A 17,536-nucleotide genomic window follows, 5' to 3' on the forward strand; every position below is an offset into this window, starting at 1 on the left:
CAGGAGTAACCAATGACAACCCAGACCACCGCGCGCCACGAGCGCGCGGCTCCACCGGATCCTCTCGAGCCGAGGCCGGCATCGCGGCGCTTCAGCGCCCGGCTGAGCCGGATCGACCTCAAGTACTCGCCGTACCTCTACATCGCGCCGTTCTTCATCATCTTCGGCATCTTCGGCATCTTCCCGCTGATCTGGACCGCGAAGCTCGCCTTCCAGGACCGGGAGATCGGCGACGACACCTGGAACTACGTCGGGTTCGCCAACTTCGAGAAGATCCTGTCCGACCCGAACTTCTGGAACTCGGTCTACAACACCATCGGCATCTTCCTGATCTCGACGGTGCCGCAACTGTTGCTGGCGATGGTGCTGGCGAACACGCTCAACAAGAAGCTGCGGCTGCGTACCGGGTTCCGGATGGGCGTACTCATCCCGAACATCACCTCGGTCGCCGCGGTCGGCATCGTCTTCACCCGGCTCTTCAGCCGCGAGTTCGGCCTCATCAACTGGGTGCTCAACCTGGTCGGCATCGGCCCGATCGACTGGCAGGCCGACAAGTGGTCGTCCTGGATCGGCATCGCCACGATGGTCGACTGGCGCTGGACCGGCTACAACGCGCTGATCTTCCTCGCCGCCATGCAGTCGATCCCCAAGGACATCTACGAGTCGGCGGCGCTCGACGGCGCCGGCCCGTCGCGGCAGTTCTGGAAGATCACCGTGCCGATGCTGCGGCCGACGATCATCTTCACCACGATCATCTCCACCATCGGCGGGCTGCAGCTCTACACCGAGCCGCTGCTCTTCAGCGGCGGTGGTGCGAGCTCGATGCTCGGCGGCACCGTCCGGCAGTACCAGACGGTGACGATGTACCTGATGGAGCAGTTCTTCGTCGACTACGAGATGAGCGTCGCGGCCACGGTGGCCTGGCTGCTCTTCATCCTGATCATGATCATTAGCCTGGTGAACTACCTCGTCGTCTCCCGGCTCCAGTCCGCCGACCGGAAGCGAGGGAAGTCGAAGTGACCAGCACCGGCACCACCGAACCACGCCGCAAGAAGTGGCGTCGCTATCAGACCGAGCTCTTCGCCGCGAGCCCGCTCACCTACGTCACGATGATCGCGGCGATCGCGCTGTCGATCTTCCCGCTCTACTTCATGCTGGTCGTCGCGACGCGTACCAATGACGCGGTCGCGACGATCCCGCCGCCGCTCACGCTCGGCGGCGAGCTCTTCGACAACATCAACCGGCTGCTGAACAACGAGGCGGCCTACTTCCTCACCGGCATGACGAACACGGCGATCTCGTCCGCGATCGTCACGCTCTCGGTCATCTTCACCTCGACGCTGGCGGGGTTCGCCTTCGCCAAGCTGAAGTTCAAGGGCCGTAACGCGGCGATGATGTTCGTCCTCATCACCACCATGGTCCCCGCGCAGCTCGGCGTCATCCCGCTGCTGATCATGATGAGCGGCGTACCGGAGTGGATGGGCGGGCCGTGGACCGGAACGCTGCCGGCGGTCATCGTGCCGTTCCTGGTCAGCGCGTTCGGCGTCTTCATGATGCGGCAGTATGTCAGCCAGTCGGTCCCCGACGAGCTGATCGAGGCGGCACGGGTCGACGGCTGCAACACGATCCGGATCTACTGGAACGTGGTCCTGCCCGCGCTGCGGCCGGCGATCGCGGTCCTGGGCCTGTTCGCCTTCATGGCACAGTGGAACGAGTTCTTCTGGGCCTCGGTCGTCATGGGAGACCCGGCCAACCCCACCGTGCAGGTCTCCCTGCAGCACCTCTCCTCGGGCTACTACAACGACTACACGCAGGTCTTTGCGGGTACGCTGCTCTCAGTGCTGCCGTTGTTCGTCGTCTTTATTCTGTTCGGCCGTCAGCTCATCGGCGGCATCATGGAAGGTGCGATCAAGGCGTGATCATCGAACAACCGACCACCACAGTCGCCCGGGTGTTCCCGGACGGCTTCCTCTGGGGTGCGGCAACGGCGTCGTACCAGATCGAGGGCGCAGTGACCGAGGACGGTCGCACGGCGTCCATCTGGGACACCTTCAGCCACACGCCCGGGCGGGTGGTAGGCGGCGACACCGGCGATGTGGCCTGTGACCACTACCACCGCTACGCCGACGATGTCGCGATGATGTCGAAGCTGGGCCTGTCGGCCTACCGTTTCTCGATCGCCTGGCCGCGCGTGCAGCCGGGCGGTCGGGGACCGGCCAACCAGGCCGGCCTCGACTTCTACCGCCGGCTCGTGGACGAGCTGCTCGACCACGACATCCAGCCGTGGGTGACGCTCTACCACTGGGACCTGCCCCAGGAGCTCGAGGACGCCGGCGGCTGGCCGGTCCGTGACACGGCCTACCGCTTCGCGGAATACGCGAGCATCGTGCACGCGGCGCTCGGCGACAAGGTGCACCACTGGATCACGCTCAACGAGCCGTGGTGCTCCGCGTTCCTCGGCTACGGCAACGGCCACCACGCGCCGGGCCGCACCGACGGGGCCGACGCCCTCGCCGCCACGCACCACCTGCTGCTGGGCCACGGCCTCGCCACGCAGGCGATCAAGGCGGCCGACCCGTCGGCACAGGTGGGCATCACGCTCAACCTGCACTCGCTCGCGGCCCACTCGGACAGCCCGGCCGACCTCGATGCGCTGCGACGCATCGACGGCGTCGGCAACCGCGTCTTCCTGGACCCGCTCTTCAAGGCGGAGTACCCGGCCGACGTGGCGGCGGACGTCGCGCACCTCACCGACCTGGGCTTCATCCACGCGGGTGATCTGGAAACGATTGCGACACCCGCCGACTTCATGGGCGTCAACTACTACACCCGCAGCATCGTCGCGGCGCCCGTCCCCGGATCGGGCAACCACGACGGCACCTGGCCCGGCAGTGAGGACACCACCTTCCTCAAGCGCGGCCTGCCGGTCACCCAGATGGACTGGGAGATCGACGCGGCGGGCCTGACCGACCTGCTCAACCGCATCACCCGTGACTACGGCGCGATCCCGCTCTACATCACGGAGAACGGCGCGGCCTACCCCGACGAGATCGGGGCGGACGGGACGGTCTCCGACCCGGCCCGGATCGACTACTACGACCAGCACCTGCGCGCCTGCCTCGACTCGATCGGTGCCGGTGTGCCGCTGCGCGGCTACTTCGCGTGGTCGCTGATGGACAACTTCGAGTGGGCCTGGGGCTACGAGAAGCGGTTCGGACTGGTCCACGTGGACTACCAGACCCAGGTGCGCACCCCGAAGAACAGCGCCCTGTGGTATTCCAACGTCATCCGCGACAACGCCGTCTAACGCTCACTACAAGGCGCAACTCTTCAAGAGTTGGTGTTCAGCCCGCCAGGGCTGAACACCAACTCTTGAAGAGTTGCGCCGGTCGTGACTCAGACTGCCCCGTGGCTGATGCCCAAAGCGTCCCAGCGGGCCTCGTGGGCCGCGAGCCGGGTGCGGTAGCCGTCCCAGTCCCGCGACGACGCCGCGGACCAGCCGACCTCCGCGATCCCGGTCAGCCGGGGGAACGCCATGAACTCGATCTCCGCCAACGTCGTGACCGTCTCGGTCCACAGTGGCGCCTCGACGCCGAGCAGGGCGCCGTCGGGCACCTCGCCGAGCAGCTCCGCCGGGTCCCACTCGTAGGCGTGGCGTACGCTGATCAACCCCGCCCAGTCCTGCCCCAGCTCCGTGCTCTCGTCATATTTCATGTCCAGATACGTCCGCGACCCGGGCGACATGACGATCTTCGAGCCGCGCGCTGCGGCTTCGCGGATGGGCGCGAGAAAATCCTGGTCCGGATGGGTACGCCAGAACTGCACCACCGTCGAGCTCGGTGCTCCGGCCCGGGCCACCTCGTCCCAGCCGATCGCGACCTTGCCGTGCCGCTCCACCGTGGCGATCGTGCGCCGGACGAAGCCGCCGAACTCCTCGGGCGTCAGCTTCATCACCTCGTCGCCGCCGATGTGCAGATAGGGCCCCGGCGTCATCGCGGCCAGCTCCCCGATCACCGCGTCGACGAACTCGTCGGTCGCCGGGTTCGCCACGTCGAAGTTGCTGAACCCGACCTCGGTCCCGGTGAAGTGCTCGGTGAGGTAGCCCTCGGGTGCGATCTCCGGGTAGGCGACGAGAGCGGCATTCGTGTGGCCGGGCATGTCGATCTCGGGGACCACGGTGAGGTAGCGGGCGGTGGCGTGGGCGACGAGGTCGGCGTACTCCTCGCGGGTGTAGAAGCCACCGGGACCGCCGCCGACCTCGCACGCGCCGCCGACCTCGGCCAGGCGCGGCCTCGCGGCGATCTCCACCCGCCAGCCCTGGTCGTCGGAGAGGTGCAGGTGCAGCACGTTGAGCTTGTAATAGGCGATCTCGTCGATGTATCGCTTGACGTCGTCGACGCTGAAGAAGTGGCGGGCGACGTCGAGCATCGTGCCGCGCCAGGCGAAGCGGGGCTCGTCAGCGATCCTTACGCCTGGAATCGCCGAATCCGTGCAGATCTGTCGCAGTGTCTGGCTGCCCCGGAAGAGCCCTTCGGCGGTGGATGCGCGCAAGATCACACCGCCGGGCGCCGCGTCGAGCGTGTAGCCCTCGCGCGCCAGGCCCAGCTCGGGAAGAAGTTCGATGCGGATCCCGGTGGCCCCCGTCGCCGCTGCCGGGACCGTGACCGGCACGGCCAGCCCGGTCCACCGCCGGAGGTCCGCCGCGAACTCCGTCGCGATCCGGGCGACCTCACCGTCGTCCGGGGTGAAGACCACCGTCGTCGCCTCTGTCAGCACGTAGCCCTCGCCGGTCGCGAGGAGTGACCGGGGAGCCGGGATCACCGCGGAGACGCCGACAGAAAACGTTTTCACAAGGCAAACAATACGTCTGGGTGCACTGAGTCAGCAATGAGGGGCGGGAAGCAAGTAGTCTTCGCTGTTATGACCACCCCGCGCGCCCGGTCGGCCGGACGTCCTACGCTCGACCAGGTCGCCGCCCACGCCGGCGTCGGCCGCGGCACCGTCTCCCGAGTGGTGAACGGCTCGCCGCAGGTCAGCCCCGAAGCCAAGGCGATGGTCGAGAAGGCCATCGCCGATCTCGGCTATGTGCCCAACCGGGCAGCCCGTGCCCTGGTGACCCAGCGGACCGACTCCGTGGCGCTCGTCGTCTCCGAGTCCGGCGACCGCCTCTTCGGCGAGCCCTTCTTCGCCGGGATCGTGCGCGGCATCAGCACGGTGCTCGCCGACACCCAGCTGCAGCTCTGGCTCGCCATGGCCCAGTCGCCCGCCGAGCGGGTGCGGATCGAGCACCACCTCACCGACCAGCACGTCGACGGCGTTCTGCTGCTGTCGCTGCACGGTGCCGACCCGCTGCCGGCGCTGCTCGCCGAGCGCGGCCTGCCGACCGTCTTCGGCGCCCGCCCGGTCTCCGGCACCGGCTTCTACGTCGACGTCGACAACGTGGCCGGCGCTCGCGAGGCGGTCGCGCACCTCGTCTCCACCGGCCGCCGCAAGGTCGCCACGATCGCGGGCCCGCCGGACATGTCGCCCGGTGTCGACCGCCTCACCGGCTACCGCGCCGCGATCGGCACCCAGACCCCGCTCATCGAGTACGGCGACTTCAGCGAGGCGAGCGGCATCGCCGCGATGCGCAAGCTGCTCGCGGCCGATCCGGACATCGACGCCGTCTTCGCCGCCTCCGACGTGATGGCCGCGGGTGCCCTGCGGGTGCTGCGCGAGACCGGCCGGCGGGTGCCGCAGGACGTCGCCGTCGTCGGCTACGAGGACTCGATCATCGCGACCCAGACCGACCCGCCGCTGACCAGCGTCTACCAGCCGGTCGAGGAGATGGGCCGGGAGATGGCCCGGATGCTGATCGACCTGATCCGCGGCGAGATCCCGCAGCGCCCGATCCTGCTCGACACCCACCTGGTCCGCCGAGCCTCGTCGTAAGGGCTTCCGCCGACTTGCTGCAAAGCGTGGTCATTTCTCTGAAAATAGGGCCGCTTGCTGCAAAACAGCACGTGGCAAGATCGAACGGGCGTTTTGTCGCGACCGGGACACGGCGCCGCAACCATTTTGAAACGCATCTCATGCAGGCTGATCTGTATTCATTCGGGTCGGTCTCTATTGGAGGCGTCATGCTGCTGCGCATCAGGGTCGAGTTGCCGGACCGTCCGGGTTCGCTCGGCCAGCTTGCCCGCACCCTCGGCGTCGCGGGAGCTGACATCGTCCAGGTGGTCGTCCTCGAGCGCGCCGCCGGTCGGGCCGTCGACGACTTCACCGTCGTCTGGCCGAGCGGTGCCAGCGTGCGCCGGCTGCTCGCCGGGCTCGGCGCGATGCCCGGTGTCCGGGTCGACGGCGTCTGGCAGGCGATCGGCGCCCCGGTGCACGGTGGCTACGACGCGGAGCTGCTCGCCCAGGTCGCGGTCAACCCGACCGAGGGCCTCGCGACGCTGGTCGACGCCGTGCCCGCGCTCTTCGCCGCCGACTGGGCAGCGGTGCTCGTGGTCCCGGCCGACTGGGCGCTGCGCTCCAGTTCCGCCGAGTCGATCCCGGGCCGGGCCGAGGCGCTGACCCGGGCCGAGCCGGCGATCGCGTACTCCAGCTGGCGCGCTCCCGAGGTGCCGCGGCTCCCCGAGGTGACGCCGCTGCGCGGCCGGGCGATCAACGGGCCGCAGGGCGTGCGGTTCGCGGTCGCCCCGTTCGGCCGGGCCGGGCTCGTTCTGCTCGTCGCACGCGGGGGCGTCGGCACGCAGATCCCGCTCGACGAGACCGGCTTCGGCGAGCCGGTGACGGTCCCGACGGCGGCCGGGTTCCACGCCACCGAGGTCGACCGGCTCGCCCAGCTCACCAGGGCCGCCGCGCTGGTCCTCGGCGATCAGATCGACCTCGTCTCGGCGCCGCCCGCCGCCGCTGCGGCCTGAAGTCCGCGTTCAGCCGCCGGACACTCCAAGCCCGTCCCGCGAAGCGGGGCGGGCTTGACCATGCAGGTCGCGTGAGGTGTGACACAGACACAGACAGCTCTTGATTTCTTTCGGTAACGGCAGAGAAACAGGCGCGAGCCATGCTGTGATCAGCTAAGGAGTTACGAGCGGCGGCAACGTGGCGGGTCGTTGGCAACCCCTGGGACGACACGAGGAGTGCGCAATGGCTCTGTGGCGGGTGCGAGCGACAGTGGACGACCGGCCGGGTTACCTCTCGGTGCTGACGGCGAGTCTGGCCCTCAAGTCGGTGAACATCCTGGCGGTCCAGGTGCACACCACCGAGGCGGGCGCGGTCGACGACTTCCTCGTCGATGCGCCGGAGCGGTTCACCGAGGCCGACCTCATCGCCGCCGTGGAGCGCGGCCGGGGCCGGGACGCGTGGGTCGCGCGCACCGACGCGCACGGCCTCGTCGACCCGCCCACTCAGGCGCTGGGCCAGGCGGCCCGGCTCGTGAGCGACCCCGACGAGCTGGGATCGCTGCTCACCAACCAGCTCGACTGCGCGATCTCCTGGCGCCCAGCCCACGCCCAGCAGGGGTTCTCCGACAACGAGATGACCCTCGCCGATCCGCGCGGCGGCGCGCTGCGGCTGATGCGGCTCACCCCGCCCTTCACCCCGGCCGAGTTCGCCCGGGCGCAGGCGCTGGTCGAGGTCGCCAACGCCGTGGTGCTCAACAAGGCGGCCCAGGCCCAGCTGCTGCTGCCCGACGGCACCGAGCTGGTCATCCGCATCGCGACCAGCAACGACCTCGACGCGATCGAGGCGATGCACAAGCGCTGCTCGGCGGAGAGCCGTTACCGCCGCTACCTCTCCGCGTCACGCGGGCCGTCGCGCGCTCAGCTCGCCCGGCTGCTCGACGCGCCCCGGGGCGCCACTCTCGTCGCGGAGCGCGGCGAGGAGATCATCGCCGTCGCCAACCTCGTCGGCGAGGGCGCCATCGCCGAGGTGGCCCTGCTCGTCGAGGACGCCTGGCAGCGCCGGGCGATCGGCACCACCCTGCTGCGGCGGGTGCGCGCGCTCGCCGAGCCGGCCGGTTACGAGGCGATCATGCTGCACACGCACTCCGACAACGGCCCGCTGCTGCGGACGATCCGCCGACTCGGTCAGGACGGGCTCTATGACCGCGACGGCTCGCTCGTCACCGTCACGCTGGCACTCGCCAAGCGCGCTCCGGTGACAGTGCGACCCTAGGTGGCATGTTCGAGCCCCACCTGCCCGCACCAGTCGAGTCGCTCAACGACGAGCGGCTCGACCGGGCCGGAGTGACCCTGCGGCTCCAGCGCGACGACCTGATCCACTCCGAGATCCCCGGCAACAAGTGGCGCAAGCTGCACCTCAACCTCGCTGCGGCCACCGAGGCCGGTCACTCGACCCTGCTCACCTTCGGCGGTGCCTTCTCCAATCACCTGCGGGCCGTCGCCGCGGCCGGACGGATCTTCGGATTCGCCACGATCGGCATCGTCCGGGGCGAGGAGCACCTGCCGCTCAACCCGTCGCTGCGCTACTGCGCCGACCAGGGCATGACGCTGGCCTATCTGGACCGCACGACCTACCGCACCAAGCGGGATCCGGCCGTCGAGGCGGAGCTGCGGCGCCGGTGGGGCGAGTTCTTCCTGATCCCCGAGGGCGGCAGCAACCCGCTCGCCGTCCGCGGTTGCCTGCCGATCGCCGCCGGGCTCGGTGGCGCCGACGTGATCTGCTGCCCCGTCGGCACCGGTGGCACGCTCGCCGGTCTCGCCGCCGGGCTCGCCGGCCACCAGCGCGCGATCGGCTTCGCGGTCCTCAAGCCGGGCGACTTCCTCACGGCCGAGGTCGAGGCCCTGCAGCGCGCGACCTTCGGTGAGCGGTCCGGTCACTGGCGCGTCGAATCCAGATACCACTTCGGCGGGTACGCCAAGAGCACCCCCGCCCTCGCCGCCTTCATCGAGGATTTCCACACCAGGCACGGCCTGCACCTGGACCGCGTCTATGTGGCGAAGATGCTGGCCGGAGTCTTCGACCTGGTCGAGTCGGGCTACTTCCCGCCCGGTACCCGGCTCGCCGCGATCATCACCGGTTAGGCAGGATCGGCGCGGCACCCTGTCACGTTTTGCAGCAAAGCGTGGCTATTCTCGCGCCGGAAGCCACGCTTTGCTGCAAAACGTGACAGGGATTTGTCCATTGTGGAATTGTGGAATTGTGGCGACTGTAAGCGATCCGTCTGAGTTTCCACGGGTAAGCCGATCGCGGCGAGTGGATCGGTAGCGATACGCTCCGCGCGGTCTTGCCCCTATACGTGGAGGTTTCTCATGGCAGTGGTCAGGCGCCCGCCGACGATCAACCGTCAGGTCGTGGCCGTCGCTCCGAAGCAGGCCGATGCCGAGCACGACAACGAGACGACCGTCGCCGTCCCGAGGACGCCCGACGACGCGGAGACCGCCGCGTCACCGACGCCCGCGGCGCACCTCTGGGCGATGCTGCTGGGCCTGGGGCTCGCCGCCGCGGGTCTCTGGGGCGGTTACCTCATCACCGTCTACAACCCGGCTACCGCCTTCGACGCCGGCAGTGAAATGTCGATCTTCGCGGGCCTCGTGGTCGTCACCGCCGCCGTGGAGCGCTTCATGGAGCCCTTCACCCGGTGGATGCCGGGCCGTGCCGCCCAGCAGCGCTACGACTGGGCCCTCGCCGCGATGGAGAACGGTGTCGGCTCCACCGTCGCCGCCGCCAAGGCGAAGGCCGAGCGCGACCAGGCCCGCGCCGACAAGGGCATCATCACCTGGGGCCTCGCTACGGGTGTCTCGACGGCGCTGGCCGCATCCGGTGGGTTCTACCTGCTGCGGATGCTCTCGGCGACGCCGACCACCTGGGACGGCGTACCGGCCTTCATCGACGCGCTCGTCACCGGTCTGGTCATCGGCAGCGGCACCAAGCCCGTGCACGACCTGATCAGCCGGGCCCAGCCGATCCCCAAGGACGAGAAGTAGGTCTTACCGATCTGTGACGAGTCCATGACGAGCCGCCCCCGCAAGAAATTTTCCTGCGGGGGCGGCCGTACGCTCGGCAGATGGGTGAAGAGAGAGTGCTGGTCGTTGATGATGACCCCACCGTCAGCGACGTCGTGCGCCGTTATCTGGAGCGGGCGGGCTACACGGTCACCCTCGCCACCGACGGCTACGAAGCCCTCTCCGCCTACGCGAGCGCCAAGCCCGATCTCGTGGTGCTCGATCTGATGCTGCCGGGCCTCGATGGGCTGGAGGTGTGCCGGCGGCTGCGGGGCGGGGCCGACGGCGTACCCATCATCATGCTGACGGCGCTCGGCGAGGAAGTGGACCGCGTGCTCGGGCTGCAGCTCGGCGCCGATGACTATGTGACCAAGCCCTTCTCCCCGCGCGAGCTGGTGCTGCGCGTCCAGTCGGTGCTGCGGCGGGCCAGCCCGCCCGCGCCCGGCACCCGCCCGCTCGCCGACGGCGACCTCGTCGTCGACGTGGCCCGCCGGGTGGCGAAGCTGCGCGGCGCCGAACTCGCCCTCACCGTGCGGGAATTCGACCTGCTCGTCTTCTTCATGGGCGCGCCCGGCCAGGCTTTCCGCCGAGGTCAGCTGCTCGAATCGGTCTGGGGCTGGAACTTCGGCGACCAGTCCACCGTCACCGTTCACGTGCGCAGGCTGCGTGAGAAGATCGAGGACGATCCCGCCTCGCCCAAGCGCATCCAGACCGTGTGGGGCGTCGGATACCGCTACGAGCCGGGCAACACCGACGGTGATCCGGTGGGAGGCTCCTGATGCATGATGTGCTGGTGATGGCCGTGGTGGCACTGCTCGGCGCGCTCGCCGTCGGGCTGCCGGGCGCGGTCGTGCTCCGGCTGCTGCACCGAAAGTCGATCACCATCAACGTCTGCGTGCTGCTCGCCGTCACCGTGCTCGCCGTCGGCGCGGGCGTCGTCGCCGTCGCGCAGGCGATGTTCCTCTCCGAGCACGACCTGAAGGTGCTGCTCATCGTGCTCGGCATCTCCGGCGCCGTCGGGCTCGGGCTCGGTCTGTGGCTCGGCCGCCGCCTTGCCCGCGAGGCCGTCTGGGCCGAGGACGCCAGAGCCACCGAGCGCCAGCTGGTCGCCTGGGTCTCGCACGATCTGCGTACGCCGCTGGCGGGCATGCGCGCCATGGCCGAAGCGCTGGAGGACGGCATCGTCGAGGACCCGGCGACGGTGGCCGAATACCACAGCCGGATCCGCACCGAGACCGACCGGATGGCCGGGCTCGTCGACGACCTCTTCGAACTCTCCCGCATCAACGCCGGTGCCCTGCGGCTGTCGCTCGCGACCGTGCGCCTCGGCGATGTCGTCTCCGACGCGGTCTCCTCCGCCGAACCCGTCGCCGCGACCCGACGGATCCGGGTCGTCGCCTCCGCCGACGGCTGGCCCACCGTGCAGGCGAGCGAACCGGAACTCTCCCGCGTCGTGGCCAACCTGCTGCGCAACGCGATCCACTACACCCCGTCGGACGGGACGATCACCGTCACCGGCGGGCGGGACGGGGACGAGGGGTGGCTCGCCGTCGCCGACACCTGCGGCGGGATCGCCGAGTCGGACCTGCCCCGGGTATTCGACGTCGCCTATCGGGGCAGCGCGGCGCGGACACCGTCGCAGCACGGCGGCGGCGGGCTGGGCCTGGCGATCGTGCGCGGGCTGGTCGAGGCGCACGGCGGCCGGGTGGCGGTGCAGAACGTCTCCGATGGCTGCCGGTTCGTGGTCCGCCTCCCGCTGAGCTAGCGGCTGCGCTGGTCCGGGAAGGCGCGTCAGGCACGTTGTGGGAAGTAAGCCGGTCACGGCGGGTGTGAGGGCGCTCTTTCCGGGAAGTAGCGCGATCGTGGCGGCGCGGGTGGGTCCTGCCGGGAGCGGGCGTGGATAGGTGCCTCGGGTGGGTCGGGGAGCTGGGCGCGGTGCTCGGCGCTGCGCATGGGTGTGATCGCGTTGTTTCCTGGAAAGAGGGCCCTCGCGCTGGGTGGGAAGGGGCTCTTTCCGGGAAACTGCGTGATCATGTCGGCGCGGGTGGGTCTTGCCCGGGGAGCATGCGTGGATAGGCGGCTGTATTGGCTCGGGGGCTGTGCTGGCTCGGCGCTGGCTCGGGGAGCTGGGCGCGGTGCTCGCCGCTGTGCATGGGCGTGATCGCGTTGTTTCCCGGAAACAGGGCCCTCGCGCTGGGTGGGAAGGCGTTCTTTCCGGGAACAACGCGATCATGTCGGCGCGGGTGGGTCTTGCCCGGGGAGCTTGCGTGGATAGGTGGCTGTATTGGCTCGAGGGCTGTGCTGGCTCGGCGCTGGCTCGGGGGAGCTGGGCGCTGGCTCGGGGAGCTGGGCGCGGTGCTCGGCGCTGTGCATGGGTGTGATCGCGTTGTTTCCCGGAAACAGGGCCCTCGCGCTGGGTGGGAAGGCGTTCTTTCCGGGAAACAACGCGATCATGTCGGCGCGGGTGGGTCTTGCCCGGGGAGCTTGCGTGGATAGGCGGCTGTGTTAGCTCGGGGAGCTGGGCGCTAGCTCTGGGAGCTGGGCGCGGTGCTTGGCGCTGTGCATGGGCGTGATCGCGCAATTTCCCGGAAACAGCGCCTTCCCGATGGGTGGGAGGGGACTCTTTCCGGGAAACAACGCGATCACGAAGTCGCGGGCTAGGTTTTCGCGCCGACGCGGAGCCAGCGCTTGCGTGCGGGCAGACCGGAGTCGGGTTCGAGCGGATCGCGCTGGCGAGGAACCTCGTGAGGTCCGCCCACCTCGCCCCCCGAAGCCGCTGCCACCGACGGAGCCGCGGAAGCCGCCGCTGCCGGGGCCGCCGATGCCGCTGGAACCGCCGCTGCCGCCGGAGCCAGCGATGCCGCCGGAACCAGCGACGCCGCTGGGGTCGGCGACGCCGCTGGAGCCGCCGATGCCATGGAGTCCGGCGATGCCGCTGGAGCCGACGATGCCGCAGGGGCCGATGATGCCGCAGGAGCCGACGATGCCGCTGGAACCGGCGCCGTAGCGGGGACCGGCGGCGGAGTCGCAGCCGGGCTGGTTGCGGTCGCCGAGGACGGGTCCGCCATCGCCGCCAGGTGTGCCACCTCGCTGCCGTGGGCATGCGCGTGCGCGACAGCCGGATCGGTGATCATCCCGCCGCCGTGCGCCACCGGGCAGCGGGACTGCTGCTGCGCCTCGGCGTCGAGGTAGAAGTTGGGCCGCTGGTCGGCCTCGTCGTAGTAGCGGTGGTACACCGGGGTCAGCCCACCGGAGACCGGCGGCACGATCCAGCTCCAGTCGGCGGGGGTTTTCCGCCCGGCCTTCGCCTCCTTCTCGACATGGGTGAGGAAGAGCCGCGACTCGGTGTGGTGATCGGTGATCCGTGCTCCGGCCTGGGCAAACGAGTGGAGTACCGCCCGGTTGAGCTCCAGCACCGCCCGGTCGCGCCAGAGCGTCGCCTCGTGCGAGGTGTCGAGCCCGAGTTTGGCGGCGACGACGGGGAGCATGTCGTAGCGGTCGGCGTCGGCGAGGTTGCGGGCACCGATCTCGGTCCCCATGTACCACCCGGAGAACGGGGCCAGCGGGTAGTTGACCCCGCCGATCGTGAGGCGCATGTTGGCGATGGCGGGGATCGCGTGCCAGCGCAGCCCGAGCTCGGCGAACCAGGGGAGTTCGGGGTGGCTGAGCGGCACCTCCAGCACCGAGCTGTCGGGCAGGTCGAACAGGCGCGGTTCGCCGCCGGGCTCCTGGAGGACGAGCGGCAGGATGTCGAAAGCGCTGCCCTTGCCGTGCCAGCCGAGTGCGGTGACGGCTTCGGTGAAGTCGACGTACAGGGGGTCGCCGGTGCCGTCGCGGTAGCCGGCGTAGCGGATGAGCTGCTCGTTCCAGAGGACCGTGCGGGGCCGCCCCGGTACGGCCTGGGGGAAGATCGAGATGACCGGGCGGATCCGTCCCCGCTGCGCTCCCTGGCCGGACGCGACGCGCAGGTGCTCGATGAGCTGCCCGGCGATCGCCTCGGCGCCGCTGGTGCTGCGGTGGTCGCGCACCACGAGGCTGTTCCAGTAGATGCGGCCGATGCAGCGGCTGGCGTTGCGCCAGGCCATCCGCGCGCCGTAGACGAGCTCCTGGCGGGTGTGGGCGTAGGTGCCGATCGCGTCGATCTGGGTGAGGATCTGGTCGAGACGGGCCGCCGGATCGCCGAGCTTGGGATGCTCGTCGTGCAGGCGGCGGATGAACTCCTCGGCCTCACCGGCGTCGACGGGATCGTTGTCGAAGGTGGTGAGCGGAGCGTTACGGTAGCCGGGCGGTGGTGCAAGGGTCATGGACGCCTCCTGACGAAGTGGCCAATCGACGGCCCCACCCGCCTCGGAGCCGTGAGTGATGTTTCGTCACGATGCGTCACGGTCGTCGCACAGGATGTGCGATTGCTAACCGGCCAGGTCGCCGTGCTCCACACAGGACGCTGCCCAACCAACCGGCGTGACCTGCACTTTCATGCGCCGACGGCACGCAGCGCAGTATCTCGGCGGCTCCAATTTTCGAGCAGCGGCGCAACCCTCGTGGCTACCTTCCGTGGAAGGCTCCCCGCATCGATCGCAATACATCGTCACCCCTTCAACACCGATCCTGGCGCGGAGGCATCGCCCCCGCGCCAGAACGAGCACGAATCTCACAACGCTGCGGAGAGCGCCTTCACCGGCATCTTCAGCTCCGCCAGCAGAGCCAGGTCCTCACCGGCGGGGCGGCCCAGGGTGGTGAGGTAGTTGCCGACGATCACGGCGTTGACGCCGCCGAGGAGCCCCTCCCGCGTACCCAGGTCGCCGAGGGTGATCTCGCGGCCACCGGCGTACCGAAGAATGGTCTTGGGAAGCGCGAGGCGGAACGCGGCGATGGCCCGCAGCGCGTCCTTGGCGTCGACGACCGGCAGGTCGCCCATGGGCGTGCCGGGGCGCGGGTTGAGGAAGTTGAGCGGCACCTCGTGCGGCTGCAGCTCGGCGAGCTGCGCGGCGAACTCGGCCCGCTGTTCCAGCGTCTCGCCCAGGCCCAGGATGCCGCCGCAGCAGACCTCCATGCCGGACTCGCGCACCATCCGCAGCGTGTCCCAGCGCTCCTCCCAGGAGTGGGTGGTGACGACGTTGGGGAAGTGGCTGCGGCAGGTCTCCAGGTTGTGGTTGTAGCGGTGCACGCCCATCTCGACCAGCTCGTCGACCTGCTCCTGGTTGAGCATGCCGAGCGAGGCGGCGACCTGGATGTCGACGGCCGCCTTGATCGCGGCGACGCCCTCGCGCATCTGCTTCATCAGCTTGGCGTCGGGTCCGCGCACGGCGGCGACGATGCAGAACTCGCTGGCACCGGTCGCGGCGGTCTGCTTCGCGGCCTCCACGAGCGACGGGATGTCGAGCCAGACCGAGCGGACGGGCGAGGAGAAGAGCCCCGACTGCGAGCAGAAGTGGCAGTCCTCCGGGCAGCCGCCGGTCTTGAGCGAGATGATGCCCTCGACCTCGACCTCCGGCCCGCACCAGCGCATCCGCACCTCGTGGGCCAGCTGCAACGCCTCGGCGATGTGCTCGTCGCCGAGCTGGAGCACCTCGAGGATCTGCTTCTCGTCGAGGCCGATGCCCTGCTCAAGGACCTGGTCACGGGCGCGGTCAAGGATGGAAGGACGCATGGTCGTACCCTACCGAAGTGACAGATCTGCTCCGCGTGCTGGCCCGCAAGGCCGAGCTGCGCGCCCGCGCCGGCCTGCGCCGTGAGCTCCGGCCCAGGTCCGCGGGGGACACGCTGATAGATCTGGCCGGCAACGACTACCTCGGCCTCGCCGTCCACCCCGCGGTGATCGACGCGGCAGTGCAAACCCTGCGGGGGTACGGGCTGGGCGCGACCGGCTCCCGGCTGGTCCGCGGCACCACCGACCTGCACGAGCGCCTGGAGGCGGCACTCGCCGACTGGATGGGCGCCGATTTCGCCCTCGTCTACTCCTCCGGCTACCTCGCCAACCTCGGCGCCATCCGCGGCCTGGCCCTGCCGGGGACCCGGATCGTCATCGACGAGTTCGCCCACGCGTCGCTGCTGGACGGGGTACGCCTGTCGGGGATGGAGAGCCGCACCTATCGCCACGCCGACGCCGCCGACGCCGATCGGATTCTCGGCGAGTGCTCGCGCGCCGGTGACGGCCGACTGCTGCTGATCACCGAGTCGGTCTTCTCCGTCGACGGGGACCTCGCCGACCTCGCCGAGCTGCACCGGGTCGCCCGGGCGCACCGGGCGGTCCTGCTCGTCGACGACGCGCACGGGCTCGGCGTGATCGGCCCGCGTGGTGCCGGTGGTGTCGTGGGGGCCGGGATCGCGGGGGAGCCCGACGTCGTCGTCACGGCCACCCTCTCCAAGGCGCTCGGCGGGGCCGGTGGCGTGATCGCCGGTGCGTCCGGGCTCCGGCAGCATCTCGTCGACACCGGGCGTACCTTCATCTTCGACACGGCCCTGCCGCCCGCGACCGCGGCGGGCGTGGCGGCGGCGCTGGAGCTGGCCCGGTCGGCGGATGGCGGCGCGCGGCGCGACATCCTCGCGGCGCGGCGGTCGCGGCTCACCGGGCTCTTCGGCGCGGTGACCGACGGCGGGGTCTTCCCGATCCCGGCCGAGAGCGCCGAGGCCGCCCTGGCCTGGGCGAATGCCTGCCACGAGCGCGGTGTGGCGGTGGGCTGCTTCCGGCCGCCGTCGACACCGGACCACATCTCCCGGCTGCGGCTCACCCTCAACGCGGGTGTGTCCGAGGCGGATTTCGAACTGGCACTGCAGACGATCCAGGAGACCAGATGAGGCCGCTGACCGGACCGGTGATCGTCACGGGGACCGACACCGGGGTGGGCAAGACCGTCGTGACCGCCGCGATCGCCGCGGCGGCCGCCTCGGCCGGGCTGCGCGTCGCGGTGATCAAACCAGCCCAGACGGGTACGGACCTGGAGGAGGAGACGGATGCGGAGACGGTGACCCGGCTCGCCTCCCCGGCGACGGTCCGCACCATCTCCGATTACCCCGACCCGCTGGCACCGCTCGCCGCCGCCCGGGTCTCGTCGCTGCTCCCGCTCGGGCTGGGCCTGGTCGTCTCGGAGGTCTCGGCGGAGGCGGCGAAGCACGACCTGACCCTGATCGAGGGCGCGGGCGGCCTGCTGGTGCCGATGGGCCTCACCCCGGCCGGGGAGCCCTGGCACATCGCAGACCTCGCGGTCGAGCTCGGTGCGCCGGTGATCGTCGTGGCCCGGGCCGGGCTCGGCACGCTCAACCACACCGCGCTGACCCTGGAGGCGCTCGACCGCCGCGAGATCCCCTGCTGCGTGGTGATCGGCGCGTGGCCGGAGGAGCCCGCGGTCGTGCACCTGACCAACCTCGCCGACCTGCCCGGACGCCTCGTCGGCGTGGTGCCCGAGGGGTCCGGCGGGATGGACGGCCGGATCTTCCAGCGATCGGCGGCGGGCTGGCTCGCGCCGGTGCTCTATGGGACGCTCGACGACGTGCGCTCGTTCGCCGACGAGATCGAATAACGTTAGAGGACCGGGCGTGATCTGACTGGTGCGCAATCGGGATCTGATCAGTACGATCCACCGGAGATC

The 17,536-nt window shown here is 69.9% G+C and carries 16 protein-coding genes; 12 read left to right on the top strand and 4 right to left on the bottom strand.

What is annotated here, in order from left to right; all coding sequences use genetic code 11:
* Positions 1–12 precede the first annotated feature (12 nt).
* From F4553_RS29160 to F4553_RS29170, 3 genes are all read left to right on the top strand, one after another.
* Positions 13–1,020: a carbohydrate ABC transporter permease gene (locus F4553_RS29160; protein WP_184842209.1), complete on the top strand. Its 1,008-nt coding sequence runs from the start codon at positions 13–15 to the stop codon at positions 1,018–1,020.
* 89 nt (positions 1,021–1,109) lie between these two features.
* Positions 1,110–1,919 (top strand): carbohydrate ABC transporter permease, encoded by an 810-nt coding sequence (locus F4553_RS41290; RefSeq protein WP_184847065.1) that lies wholly within the window; start codon positions 1,110–1,112, stop codon positions 1,917–1,919.
* On the top strand, positions 1,916–3,307 hold the full coding sequence (locus F4553_RS29170) for a GH1 family beta-glucosidase (RefSeq protein WP_184842212.1): 1,392 nt from the start codon (positions 1,916–1,918) through the stop codon (positions 3,305–3,307). Before F4553_RS41290 ends, F4553_RS29170 begins: the two co-directional genes overlap by 4 nt.
* A gap of 89 nt (positions 3,308–3,396) precedes the next feature.
* On the opposite strand, the gene F4553_RS29175 is transcribed toward F4553_RS29170, so the two are convergent.
* Positions 3,397–4,851 carry a beta-N-acetylhexosaminidase gene (locus F4553_RS29175; protein WP_184842216.1) on the bottom strand — a complete coding sequence of 485 codons (1,455 nt, stop codon included), beginning with the start codon at positions 4,849–4,851 and terminating at the stop codon, positions 3,397–3,399.
* Positions 4,852–4,920: 69 nt separating this feature from the next.
* Between F4553_RS29175 and F4553_RS29180 the strand changes: the two genes are divergently transcribed.
* The 7 genes from F4553_RS29180 to F4553_RS29210 all read left to right on the top strand — a co-directional run bounded on the left by F4553_RS29180 (position 4,921) and on the right by F4553_RS29210 (position 11,712).
* Positions 4,921–5,931, top strand: coding sequence for a LacI family DNA-binding transcriptional regulator (locus tag F4553_RS29180; RefSeq protein WP_184842219.1), 1,011 nt, complete (start codon positions 4,921–4,923; stop codon positions 5,929–5,931).
* Between the two features lie 188 nt (positions 5,932–6,119).
* On the top strand, positions 6,120–6,905 hold the full coding sequence (locus F4553_RS29185) for an ACT domain-containing protein (RefSeq protein ID WP_184842222.1): 786 nt from the start codon (positions 6,120–6,122) through the stop codon (positions 6,903–6,905).
* A gap of 223 nt (positions 6,906–7,128) precedes the next feature.
* The gene (locus F4553_RS29190) at positions 7,129–8,157 is read left to right on the top strand and encodes a GNAT family N-acetyltransferase (RefSeq protein ID WP_184842225.1); all 1,029 of its coding nucleotides are present in this window, start codon (positions 7,129–7,131) and stop codon (positions 8,155–8,157) included.
* A gap of 5 nt (positions 8,158–8,162) precedes the next feature.
* A complete protein-coding gene (locus tag F4553_RS29195; protein WP_184842227.1) occupies positions 8,163–9,026 on the top strand; it encodes a 1-aminocyclopropane-1-carboxylate deaminase/D-cysteine desulfhydrase in 864 nt (287 codons plus the stop codon).
* 228 nt (positions 9,027–9,254) lie between these two features.
* Positions 9,255–9,929 carry a hypothetical protein gene (locus F4553_RS29200; protein WP_184842231.1) on the top strand — a complete coding sequence of 225 codons (675 nt, stop codon included), beginning with the start codon at positions 9,255–9,257 and terminating at the stop codon, positions 9,927–9,929.
* An 80-nt stretch (positions 9,930–10,009) separates the two neighbouring features.
* Positions 10,010–10,726: a response regulator transcription factor gene (locus tag F4553_RS29205; RefSeq protein WP_184842234.1), complete on the top strand. Its 717-nt coding sequence runs from the start codon at positions 10,010–10,012 to the stop codon at positions 10,724–10,726.
* The gene (locus F4553_RS29210; RefSeq protein WP_184842237.1) at positions 10,726–11,712 is read left to right on the top strand and encodes a sensor histidine kinase; all 987 of its coding nucleotides are present in this window, start codon (positions 10,726–10,728) and stop codon (positions 11,710–11,712) included. Before F4553_RS29205 ends, F4553_RS29210 begins: the two co-directional genes overlap by 1 nt.
* 892 nt (positions 11,713–12,604) lie before the next feature.
* Here F4553_RS29210 and F4553_RS29215 read toward each other — a convergent pair.
* From F4553_RS29215 to bioB, 3 genes are all read right to left on the bottom strand, one after another.
* Positions 12,605–14,251, bottom strand: a complete 1,647-nt coding sequence (locus F4553_RS29215; protein WP_184842240.1) for a nitric oxide synthase oxygenase — start codon at positions 14,249–14,251, stop codon at positions 12,605–12,607.
* 105 nt (positions 14,252–14,356) lie between these two features.
* The gene (bsaP, locus tag F4553_RS43150) at positions 14,357–14,533 is read right to left on the bottom strand and encodes a biotin synthase auxiliary protein BsaP (protein ID WP_446680440.1); all 177 of its coding nucleotides are present in this window, start codon (positions 14,531–14,533) and stop codon (positions 14,357–14,359) included.
* A gap of 65 nt (positions 14,534–14,598) precedes the next feature.
* A complete protein-coding gene (bioB, locus tag F4553_RS29220) occupies positions 14,599–15,597 on the bottom strand; it encodes a biotin synthase BioB (RefSeq protein WP_184842243.1) in 999 nt (332 codons plus the stop codon).
* A gap of 17 nt (positions 15,598–15,614) precedes the next feature.
* On the opposite strand from bioB, the gene F4553_RS29225 reads away from it, so the two are divergent.
* Together F4553_RS29225 and bioD are read left to right on the top strand one after the other, a co-directional pair.
* On the top strand, positions 15,615–16,745 hold the full coding sequence (locus F4553_RS29225) for an 8-amino-7-oxononanoate synthase (protein WP_184842246.1): 1,131 nt from the start codon (positions 15,615–15,617) through the stop codon (positions 16,743–16,745).
* On the top strand, positions 16,742–17,467 hold the full coding sequence (bioD, locus tag F4553_RS29230; RefSeq protein ID WP_184842249.1) for a dethiobiotin synthase: 726 nt from the start codon (positions 16,742–16,744) through the stop codon (positions 17,465–17,467). The genes F4553_RS29225 and bioD overlap by 4 nt, the downstream gene beginning before the upstream one ends.
* Positions 17,468–17,536: the final 69 nt, after the last annotated feature.

The sequence above is a fragment of the Allocatelliglobosispora scoriae genome, assembly GCF_014204945.1.
Taxonomy (GTDB): domain Bacteria; phylum Actinomycetota; class Actinomycetes; order Mycobacteriales; family Micromonosporaceae; genus Allocatelliglobosispora; species Allocatelliglobosispora scoriae.

Coding starts and splice junctions, on each gene's coding strand:
- F4553_RS29160 (WP_184842209.1), top strand. CDS start 13: ATGACAACCCAGACCACCGCGCGCCACGAGCGCGCGGCTCCACCGGAT.
- F4553_RS41290 (WP_184847065.1), top strand. CDS start 1,110: ATGATCGCGGCGATCGCGCTGTCGATCTTCCCGCTCTACTTCATGCTG.
- F4553_RS29180 (WP_184842219.1), top strand. CDS start 4,921: ATGACCACCCCGCGCGCCCGGTCGGCCGGACGTCCTACGCTCGACCAG.
- F4553_RS29185 (WP_184842222.1), top strand. CDS start 6,120: ATGCTGCTGCGCATCAGGGTCGAGTTGCCGGACCGTCCGGGTTCGCTC.
- F4553_RS29190 (WP_184842225.1), top strand. CDS start 7,129: ATGGCTCTGTGGCGGGTGCGAGCGACAGTGGACGACCGGCCGGGTTAC.
- F4553_RS29195 (WP_184842227.1), top strand. CDS start 8,163: ATGTTCGAGCCCCACCTGCCCGCACCAGTCGAGTCGCTCAACGACGAG.
- F4553_RS29200 (WP_184842231.1), top strand. CDS start 9,255: ATGGCAGTGGTCAGGCGCCCGCCGACGATCAACCGTCAGGTCGTGGCC.
- F4553_RS29205 (WP_184842234.1), top strand. CDS start 10,010: ATGGGTGAAGAGAGAGTGCTGGTCGTTGATGATGACCCCACCGTCAGC.
- F4553_RS29210 (WP_184842237.1), top strand. CDS start 10,726: ATGCATGATGTGCTGGTGATGGCCGTGGTGGCACTGCTCGGCGCGCTC.
- F4553_RS29215 (WP_184842240.1), bottom strand. CDS start 14,251: ATGACCCTTGCACCACCGCCCGGCTACCGTAACGCTCCGCTCACCACC.
- bsaP (WP_446680440.1), bottom strand. CDS start 14,533: ATGTATTGCGATCGATGCGGGGAGCCTTCCACGGAAGGTAGCCACGAG.
- bioB (WP_184842243.1), bottom strand. CDS start 15,597: ATGCGTCCTTCCATCCTTGACCGCGCCCGTGACCAGGTCCTTGAGCAG.
- bioD (WP_184842249.1), top strand. CDS start 16,742: ATGAGGCCGCTGACCGGACCGGTGATCGTCACGGGGACCGACACCGGG.